General features: G+C 45.0%; 7 protein-coding genes. 5 read left to right on the top strand and 2 right to left on the bottom strand.

Annotated features, from left to right (window positions below):
- Window positions 1-62 precede the first annotated feature (62 nt).
- Together H5300_RS15675 and deoD are read left to right on the top strand one after the other, a co-directional pair.
- Window positions 63-1,283: a phosphopentomutase gene (locus H5300_RS15675; protein ID WP_004734475.1), complete on the top strand. Its 1,221-nt coding sequence runs from the start codon at window positions 63-65 to the stop codon at window positions 1,281-1,283.
- Between the two features lie 64 nt (window positions 1,284-1,347).
- Window positions 1,348-2,067: a purine-nucleoside phosphorylase gene (deoD, locus tag H5300_RS15680; RefSeq protein WP_004734474.1), complete on the top strand. Its 720-nt coding sequence runs from the start codon at window positions 1,348-1,350 to the stop codon at window positions 2,065-2,067.
- 214 nt (window positions 2,068-2,281) lie between these two features.
- Here deoD and H5300_RS15685 read toward each other — a convergent pair whose 3' ends face one another.
- The gene (locus H5300_RS15685; RefSeq protein ID WP_182796371.1) at window positions 2,282-2,905 is read right to left on the bottom strand and encodes a YtjB family periplasmic protein; all 624 of its coding nucleotides are present in this window, start codon (window positions 2,903-2,905) and stop codon (window positions 2,282-2,284) included.
- A gap of 109 nt (window positions 2,906-3,014) precedes the next feature.
- Between H5300_RS15685 and serB the strand changes: the two genes are divergently transcribed.
- On the top strand, window positions 3,015-3,995 hold the full coding sequence (gene serB / locus H5300_RS15690) for a phosphoserine phosphatase (RefSeq protein WP_061022456.1): 981 nt from the start codon (window positions 3,015-3,017) through the stop codon (window positions 3,993-3,995).
- A 90-nt stretch (window positions 3,996-4,085) separates the two neighbouring features.
- Here serB and H5300_RS15695 read toward each other — a convergent pair whose 3' ends face one another.
- Complete coding sequence (locus tag H5300_RS15695) at window positions 4,086-6,434, bottom strand: PilZ domain-containing protein (RefSeq protein WP_182796372.1); 2,349 nt, start codon at window positions 6,432-6,434, stop codon at window positions 4,086-4,088.
- Window positions 6,435-6,595: 161 nt separating this feature from the next.
- Here H5300_RS15695 and radA point away from each other — a divergent pair, with 161 nt between their 5' ends.
- Together radA and fusA are read left to right on the top strand one after the other, a co-directional pair.
- Window positions 6,596-7,978, top strand: a complete 1,383-nt coding sequence (gene radA / locus H5300_RS15700; RefSeq protein ID WP_054541846.1) for a DNA repair protein RadA — start codon at window positions 6,596-6,598, stop codon at window positions 7,976-7,978.
- 234 nt (window positions 7,979-8,212) lie between these two features.
- Entirely contained in the window at window positions 8,213-10,300 is a 2,088-nt protein-coding gene (gene fusA / locus H5300_RS15705; protein WP_017106964.1) for an elongation factor G, read from the top strand.
- Window positions 10,301-10,371: the final 71 nt, after the last annotated feature.

Consider the following 10,371-nt stretch of genomic DNA (forward strand, 5'->3'; position numbering starts at 1 on the left):
TATACCTCGTGTATACCGATAAACAGAGTTCTGGTGCAAAGAGCAATAAGTTGGTGAAGAAAATGAAAAGAGCATTTATTTTAGTTTTAGATTCATTCGGTATCGGTGAAACAGCGGATGCTGACACATTCGGCGATGTAGGTTCGGATACAATGGGTCACATTGCTGACCATTGTGATCAAGGCCTTGCAGACAACGCGGATCGTAAAGGTCCACTAACGCTGCCAAACCTGTCTAAGCTAGGTTTAGCGATGGCTCACAAAGAGTCGACAGGTCGTTTTGCTCCTGGTATGGACGTAGACGCTGAGATCATTGGCGCTTACGGTCATGCTGCTGAGCTGTCTTCTGGTAAAGACACGCCATCAGGTCACTGGGAAATTGCAGGTGTGCCGGTATTGTTTGACTGGGGCTACTTCACTGACAAAGAGAACAGCTTTCCAAAAGAACTGACTGACCGCATCCTTGAGCGTGCTGGTCTGTCTGACTTCTTAGGTAACTGCCACTCATCGGGTACAGAAATCCTAGATAACCTAGGTGAAGAACACATGAAGACTGGCCTGCCAATCTTCTACACTTCTGCAGACTCTGTTTTCCAGATCGCATGTCATGAAGAGACATTCGGCCTACAAAACCTATTAGATCTTTGTCAGATTGCTCGTGAAGAGCTAGCTGACTACAACATTGGTCGTGTTATCGCTCGTCCGTTTATTGGCGCAGGTAAAGGTCAATTCGAACGTACTGGTAACCGTCGTGACCTTTCTGTTGAGCCACCAGCGGCGACGGTACTTCAGAAACTGGTTGATGAGAAGGGCGGCAACGTTCACTCAATCGGTAAGATCTCTGATATCTACGCAGGTTGTGGTATCACTCAGAAAACCAAAGCAACAGGTATTCCAGCGCTATTTGAAGCAACCAAAGAAGCGATCACTGAAGCGGGCGACAACACTATCGTGTTCACTAACTTCGTTGATTTCGACTCAGCATACGGCCACCGTCGTGATGTTGCCGGTTACGCAGCTGCGCTTGAGTACTTCGATGGCCGTATCAATGAAATCATCGATATGATGAAAGAAGATGACGTGCTTATCCTAACTGCAGACCACGGTTGTGACCCAACATGGCCGGGTTCAGACCATACTCGTGAACATATCCCTGTGATTGTTTACGGTAACAAGGTTCCAGCAGGCTCTCTAGGCCGTCGTGATACCTTCGCTGATATCGGTCAAAGCTTAGCGTCATACTTTGGCACATCGCCAATGGGATACGGTACAAGCTTTCTGTAATGGTTAACTAAGAGAGAGGGAAACCTCTCTCTTCTTTTTTGTTTTGAGATTAAGGATATTTTCAATGGCTACTCCACATATTAATGCTGAAATGGGTGATTTCGCTGACGTAGTTCTAATGCCAGGCGATCCGCTACGCGCTAAATACATCGCTGAAACCTTCTTAGAAGAAGTGGTTCAGGTGTGTGATGTTCGTAATATGTTTGGTTACACGGGTACTTACAAAGGTCGTAAGGTTTCGGTTATGGGGCACGGTATGGGCATTCCATCTTGTTCTATTTACGCGACTGAGCTGATCAAAGACTTTGGTGTGAAAAAGATCATTCGTGTCGGCAGTTGTGGTGCAGTGAGTGAAGATATCAAAGTGCGTGATGTGGTGATTGGCATGGGCGCGTGTACTGACTCAAAAGTGAACCGTATTCGCTTTAAAGGTCATGACTTCGCGGCTATCGCAGATTACAAAATGGTGCGTGCGGCAGAAGATGCAGCAAAAGCGCGTGGTGTAGACGTAAAAGTGGGTAACCTGTTCTCGGCGGAGTTGTTCTACACGCCAGATCCAGAGATGTTCGAAGTGATGGACAAATACGGCATTGTTGGCGTCGAGATGGAAGCGGCAGGTATCTATGGTGTGTGTGCTGAATACGGCGCAAAAGCTCTGACTATTTGTACTGTTTCTGATCACATCAAAACTGGTGAGCAAACCACATCAGATGAGCGTCAAACGACCTTCAACGACATGATGGTTATCGCACTAGACTCTGTGCTTCTTGGTGATCAAGAATAATCATTTTTCTATAGTTTGATAAACTAACAGATAACAAAAAGCCCCGTCGCTGCCTGAGCGTCGGGGCTTTTTATTGGTAATGATGTATTACTGAGTGCTATTTCTTGGATTCTAAAGGCTATGTGATTTCAATCGAAATAATTCATCTTGCCTCATCCGAGGTTTTTATTTCGTGATTCCAATACCCAAGACCCAAGACCCAAGACCAAAGACCCTATGACAAAGCTTCTGAGTTTGCATTCTTAAGCAGCAAGTTCTCACCAGACTTGGTTTTTCTTCTACGAATGAGCATGACAAACACAACGCCACTGACAAACCCCATCAACACCATGCCGATCATGTAGCGATCACTTTTACGATAATGGTGATCAGAAATCGCCGTCATCTTACCCGTTTCAAAGGTCACACGAATGAATCCAATGATCGCTTTCTCTGGAGAGTAGATAGGTTCAACTAATTGCTGTCTGCCGATACTTGCTGTTGAAAGTGGCGTATCTAATCCTAGAACTTCGCGTACTGAGAGTGCTTTTTCACTCGAAGCCAGTCGAATCCCCTCTGCATCGTATATCGTGGTATCGAATACCAAGCGATCCTGAGACAGCTGATTGGTGAGATCAAGCAGTCGCTCTTGGTCTTGTTGTGTGATCGCTTTACTGGCAGAAAGTGATGCCTGAGAGATAAGCAACTTAGTCAGCGTTTCTAGCTGCTTTGCTTGGATCTTCTCGTTACCTTTACTGATCACGACTGTATTTTTAATCGTTACAACGAACATAGTAGCCAACAAAATGAGGGCTAGCATTCGTAAAGCGTTACGTATTGAGAACAATGATTCATTCATGTTTCACGAAGCCTGAAATAAACAAATGTTATGATTAAGACATATTGAGACTTGCGTTTTCAAATTGCAATAGGTTAACGTTTAGCATAGTTAATTAGGAATCATACACATGGACGCTCAGAAATATCTGCCGATTAAAAGGCATACAACATTATTAACTCGACTCCCCGAGACTCGTTTCGCTTCTCAACTCGCTAAAGCCAAAGCCAACTGGATTGTATTCGGTGAGTATCTATCACCACAATCATTCGATGACATCGATTTTTTCACAGGCACTTACAACACTATTCTTGATACGTGGAAGGTAGGGCATTATGAAGTGGCTTTGATGTCAGGCAACCTAACACCAGCACACGAAGAAATCCTACAGGCCTTAAAGCTTGATTATGCTTGCCTTAGCGAGGTCCCAGACCTATCTAAGCCAGGTTTGATTGTAATGGATATGGATTCCACAGCGATTCAAATTGAATGTATCGATGAGATTGCAAAGCTAGCTGGAGTAGGGGAGTTAGTCTCTGAAATCACAGAGCGAGCAATGCAAGGTGAGCTCGACTTTGAACAGAGCCTACGTCAACGAGTAGGCGCACTGAAAGGTGCGGATGAATCTATTTTGGAGCAAGTGCGTCAATCATTGCCATTCATGCCAGACTTGGTTGAGCTAGTGAATACTCTGAATAAGCTTGGTTGGAAGACGGCAATTGCTTCAGGTGGCTTTACTTACTTCTCTGACTATCTGAAAGATACGCTTGATCTTGACCACGCTCAGTCAAACACGCTTGAAATCATTAATGGTAAATTGACGGGTGAAGTCTTAGGCGATGTTGTTTCGGCGCAGACTAAAGCGGATATCTTGGTAGAGTTGGCTGAAGAGTACGAATTGGAACTGCATAACACTGTTGCCGTTGGTGATGGTGCTAATGACTTGGTTATGATGGGTTCTGCAGGTTTAGGCATCGCCTTCCATGCGAAACCAAAAGTAGAGCAACAAGCTCAAACCGCTGTACGTTATGCCGGTTTAGGCGGGGTACTTTGCATCTTGTCGGGTGTGTTAGCTAAGCAGCAAAAAATCAGCTGGCAAGCGAAGCCTTAGTCATATTTAGGGCGGTATAACGGATACAAAAAAAGCAGGCTATCAGCCTGCTTTTTCTATTTCATGTTCAAGTTAAAACGCCGCTGTAGGCTAGCGTGTCAGCTCCAATCGAATCAACACTTCATCGGTAATATCTTCTATCTCACCATAACCAATAAAAGCCGTGACCTCATTCTCTAGCTTCTTAGCTTGGTGCATGCTGATGCGTGAGAGCTCTTCTAAATCAGACTGGAATAAACTCGTTAGCGGATTAAAAATAGGTGCAGTAGTGACTCGTAGTACATACACGTCACCTAAATGTTGAGCTTTCTTGATGAATAAGATGCGTTCCTTTGCCGAGGCGAAGTCTTTGACCAACTTCGTATGTACGGATTGGATCTTGTCGCCAAACTTAACCGCAGCAATATAGACATCATGGTGTTTAGGTTCAGCACCTTCAATTCTTTTCAGTGGTTCAGCCAACAGCGAGTTAGAGTGCCCTTTGAAAATAGGTTCGAGTGAGAACTTTTGGTTGTGGCCAAGCTTAGCGAGCAGTGCTAAGTGTTTATTCAGCGGGAAGTTTACGCCAATGATCTTACAACGCAGTGTTGAGCCCGGTTTATCAATGAATATTGGGTTGCAGACCATCTTGCTCAACAAAATGTTGTGTAGAGACTCGAGCAGAGAGTGTGTTGGCAGTATCTCTTTCTTCTTAATCAACTTGCTTTGGTTTTGAACGATAAGCCCATTGAGAAAGGCGATAGTACGCATTGTCTTCGTGTTCTCGGCGATAACCAACTGCACGTTGCGACCATTCGGGCTGACTCGAATCACGTGGTAAGGCACGGTGCTTAATGGCAGGTTTTTGTCGTAGAGCTGCAGTTCATTGAAGTTTACTAATACCGGGTCATTAATCTTGAGTACCATCGGATGCTCAAGAGCAATACTGAGTCCACGTTTGGAGATATCTAAGGTATGTCCGTTAGCCGCGGCGCCATCTTGTGAGGTGAGCTGTAACGGCGACTTAAATTGATACCTCGGTTCTTTGCGACGAGTTTGAGAGTCGAAGTAGATACTTTGAATATTCCCCACTACAGAACGCGGATGACGGAAGCGGTTCAGTTCACTGCTTGGAATACGTGGTTTTTCACTCAATAGATAGTCAGCCGCACTTTCGTGATCGCCAATCTCTTGCAAGATTCCACAATGCGTCAGTTGTGCTGAGCTTTGAGCTAACGTATCCGAGTGCTTGGCTAAGGCTTGTCGCTCGGTGTCTGAAAGTTCGAACACCGAGAACTTGAACGCCTTCCAGCTTTTACGTTTACCACCGATGTGCCAGAACAACTGTCTTTGCTCACGAGAGGCTTCAGGAAGCATCATTGAGTAGAACAAGGTCTTGTCTTGATGCTCATGAGTAAACGAGTAAATAACGTTACTGGTTCCCTTTACGCCAGGTTTAGCCAGCAAGTTCATTCGTTGTTCGTTGAACAGGGTACCCAATGCTTGTTGGTTTCGCTCATCGTGCCAGTATTGCCACAGCGGATGGTTGTTATCCGTAAGTAGAGCAAGCTTTAGCTCACTGCCGCTAAAGAAAAGAGGAAGATTACAGGTGTGTTTGAGATAGGTGTGTTCGATACCTCGAGTACGAGTTCGAATGATTCTATCTTGATTCTCATGGCTGGTTTTCTTGCTTGAGCTATTCAAAGACTCATCAAGCAAGCGGGCTACAATATTGTTATTGCTTACTTTGATGGTTCTTAAAAATTTGACGGCGTTATTCTCGTAAGACTCATCAATGCCCAGAACGCGGAATTCGACCGCTTGGTAAACATCGTTTTCTTGCGACTTTTCGATAAGCTCTGTGAACTTAACGCTGATGATCTCACCGAGGTTGTACTTAAAGGCGCTCGGTACCTTGAATTTTGCACCCGACGGGGAAATATCAACCGTCACACCGTGTAGGCTTTGGCCTTTAGATGTGGTGATCTCAACCTGTGAACTAATCTTGAGTCTGTTTTCTTGACGCTTTAAGTCGTAACCGAGGTTAATGGCTTCCGCTTCATACGGGCTATTAGCGTTAGTGAGATCTTGATTATGTTGAGACGAGGTTTTAACGATATTACGAAGTGGCTGAGTTCGCGGAGTCATCACTAACTCCCACGCGCCCTCTGTATAGCCTTTAAACTTTTTAGTACCACGTTGATACGCGTTCAAAGCAATATCATCAAGCCAGTGTTTACGACCATCTAACGTAAATTGACGGCATTCAGTGTCAATACGTCCGCGTAAATCAATGCTCTTTGTGCACGGAGCCATGATACGATTCAGTTCCATTTTAACGAGCAATTTCAGAGACGGGGATTCACCTTCTGTCATTTGAGAAAGAAGGAAGTCGAAATCCTCAGCGTGGTAGGCTGGGATGAGTCGCTCTGCTACAGATAGAATTTCAGATTGCTGCATACTTTTCTTGTTAGAATGGACGGTACGTTTATGTTATCGACTAGTTTAAATCGATCTTTAAGTATAAGTGGTATGACTGCAACTTTTATTTTCACCCGTACGGTCAAATAAGTCACAAATTGACAACATCATTGTGTAACTGAGTAAATTATTGAGGTTTTATGGCAAAGGCAAAACGAGCTTATGTGTGTAATGACTGTGGTGCTGACTTTCCACGTTGGCAGGGGCAGTGCAATGCATGTGGTGCTTGGAACACGATTACCGAAGTTAGGTTAGCTGCTTCACCTCAAGTTGCGCGTAATGAACGACTCAGTGGTGGTTACGCAGGTGGGGCAACAGAATCGAGCGTTCAGACATTATCGGAAATTAACCTGCAAGAAGTCCCTCGCTTTAGCAGTGGTTTCAAAGAACTCGACCGCGTGCTCGGTGGTGGTGTCGTACCTGGCGCTGCAATTCTGATTGGTGGTAACCCAGGTGCCGGTAAATCAACGCTGTTATTGCAGACCATGTGTCAGCTCTCTTCTCAGTTGCCAACACTTTATGTCACTGGTGAAGAATCTCTGCAACAAGTCGCGATGCGTGCCTCTCGACTCGGTTTACCGAAAGAACACCTCAAAATGCTCTCTGAAACCAATGTTGATAAGATCTGTCAGATTGCCGAAAAAGAGCAACCTAAGATCATGGTTATCGACTCAATCCAAGTTATGCATGTCGCTGATGTTCAATCGTCTCCGGGCAGTGTGGCGCAGGTGCGCGAATCGGCAACCGCATTAACGCGCTATGCGAAACAGAACAACGTTGCGGTGTTTTTAGTGGGACACGTAACTAAAGACGGCACATTAGCGGGGCCAAAAGTACTGGAACACATTATTGACTGTTCCGTGCTGTTAGATGGCGGAACCGATAGCCGCTTTAGAACGCTGCGCAGTCACAAGAACCGTTTTGGTGCGGTCAATGAGTTGGGTGTGTTTGCAATGACAGGCCAAGGCCTGAAAGAAGTCAGCAACCCATCGGCTATTTTCTTGTCTCGCGGCGAAGAAGAAACCTCGGGCAGTTCGGTCATGGTTGTGTGGGAAGGGACACGTCCGCTTCTTGTTGAAATCCAAGCGCTGGTGGACTATTCCCAGCTCGCTAACCCGCGTCGTGTCGCGGTTGGTCTTGAGCAAAATCGATTGTCATTGTTATTAGCTGTGCTGCATAAACATGGCGGCTTACAAATGGCTGACCAAGATGTGTTTGTGAATGTCGTTGGTGGTGTTAAAGTAACCGAAACCAGCGCAGATCTAGCATTAGTGATGGCGTTACTTTCTAGCTTTAGAGACCGAGCACTACCGAAAGATGTGGTTGTGTTTGGTGAAGTAGGCCTTGCGGGTGAGATTCGACCAGTACCAAGTGGACAAGAGCGTTTGAATGAAGCGTTTAAGCATGGTTTTAAGAGGGCGATAGTGCCTGCTGCTAACATGCCTAAAGGCGGCATTCCTGGAATGCAGATCCACGGGGTCAAAAAATTATCAGAGGCAATTAATGCTTTTGATGAGTTGTAATTGAGCTCACTTCAGCTACTCTATACAGCAGAAAATCAGTCTAACTTGAACGCTAATTGCGCTTTAGGTTAGCACTAAACCTAACAATCATTTAGATTGTTTCTACAGATTGCCTTTTCGTTTTTGTTACGAAAAGGCAAAGTTTTTTAGTCCCAAATGCATGCAAAGCTATCAGTCCTCACAGATTGTGATATACTCTGCGCGCATTTTATATCCTATTAACAGAGTAAGACAATGGCAGATTTATCGAAATACAGAAACATTGGTATTTTCGCGCACGTTGATGCGGGTAAAACAACTACCACTGAGCGTATCCTTAAGCTAACTGGTCAGATCCACAAGACTGGTGAAGTACATGATGGCGAATCAACTACTGACTTCATGGAACAGGAAGCTGAGCGCGGAATTACTATCCAATCAGCAGCTGTAAGCTGTTTCTGGAACGGTCACCGTCTAAACGTTATCGATACTCCTGGACACGTTGACTTCACAGTTGAAGTATACCGTTCTCTTAAAGTACTTGATGGCGGTATCGGTGTATTCTGTGGTTCTGGTGGTGTTGAACCACAATCAGAAACTAACTGGCGCTACGCTAACGAATCAGAAGTATCTCGTCTGATCTTCGTTAACAAACTAGACCGTATGGGTGCAGATTTCTACAACGTTGTTGACCAAGTTAAAAACGTTCTAGGCGCAACTCCTCTAGTTATGGTTCTACCAATCGGCCGCGAAGATGAGTTCGTAGGTGTTGTAGACCTTCTAAGCCGTAAAGCATACGTTTGGGATGACACTGGTCTTCCTGAAAACTACGAAATCCTAGATGTTCCTGCGGACATGGTAGACGACGTAGAGCAATACCGTGAAGAGCTAATCGAAACTGCTGTAGAGCAAGACGATGACCTAATGGAAGCTTACATGGAAGGTGAAGAGCCTTCTATCGAAGACATCAAGCGTTGTATCCGTAAAGGTACTCGTGACCTAGCGTTCTTCCCAACTTACTGTGGTTCTGCATTCAAGAACAAGGGTGTTCAAATCATCCTTGACGCTGTTGTAGATTACCTACCTTCTCCAACTGAAGTTGATCCTCAACCTCTAATGGACGAGAACGGTGAAGAAACTGGTAAGCACGCTATCGTTTCTACTGAAGAAACGTTTAAAGCTCTTGCATTCAAAATCATGGATGACCGTTTCGGTGCTCTAACTTTCGTTCGTATTTACTCTGGTAAATTGAACAAAGGCGACACGATTCTTAACTCATTCACAGGTAAAACTGAGCGTGTTGGCCGTATGGTTGAGATGCAAGCTGATGACCGTAACGAACTAACTAGCGCACAAGCTGGTGACATCATTGCGATCGTTGGTATGAAGAACGTGCAAACAGGTCACACTCTATGTGATCCTAAAGATCAAGTAACGCTTGAGCCAATGGTTTTCCCAACTCCAGTAATCTCTATCGCTGTATCTCCAAAAGATAAAGGCGGTTCTGAGAAAATGGGTATCGCGATCGGTAAAATGGTTGCAGAAGATCCATCTTTCCAAGTTGAAACTGACGAAGAAACTGGCGAAACTATCCTGAAAGGTATGGGTGAACTTCACCTAGACATCAAGGTAGATATCCTTAAGCGTACTTACGGCGTTGACCTAACAGTTGGTGCTCCTCAAGTTGCTTACCGTGAAACTATCACTCAAGCAATTGAAGATAGCTACACGCATAAGAAACAGTCTGGTGGTTCTGGTCAATTCGGTAAGATCGATTACCGTATCAAGCCTGGCGAACCTGGTTCTGGCTTTACGTTCTCTTCAAAAGTTGTTGGCGGTAACGTACCTAAAGAATTCTGGCCTGCTGTTGAGAAAGGCTTTGCTGGCATGATGGAAAACGGCGTACTAGCTGGCTTCCCTACGCTAGACGTTGAAGTTGAACTTTACGATGGTGGTTTCCACGCAGTCGATTCATCTGCAATCGCATTTGAAATCGCAGCGAAAGGTGCATTCCGTCAATCTATGCCTAAAGCTGGCGCGCAACTTCTTGAGCCAATCATGAACGTTGACGTATTTACTCCAGAAGATCACGTTGGTGATGTTATCGGTGACCTTAACCGTCGTCGTGGCATGATCAAAGATCAACAAGCTGGCGTAACTGGCGTTCGTATTAAAGCTGACGTACCACTTTCAGAAATGTTTGGTTACATCGGTCACCTACGTACAATTACTTCAGGCCGTGGCCAATTCTCTATGGAATTCGCACAGTACTCTCCATGTCCAATGAACGTGGCAGAAGAAGTAATCGCTAAAGTTAAAGCAGAAAAAGAAGCTGGTAAGTAATTAGCCCTTTTCTAAATTAACTAAAAAAGCCCCGCAAGTGAAAGCTTGCGGGGCTTTTTGTTGCTTGTAAT

The organism is Vibrio sp. SG41-7, assembly GCF_014164465.1.
Lineage (GTDB): Bacteria > Pseudomonadota > Gammaproteobacteria > Enterobacterales > Vibrionaceae > Vibrio > Vibrio splendidus.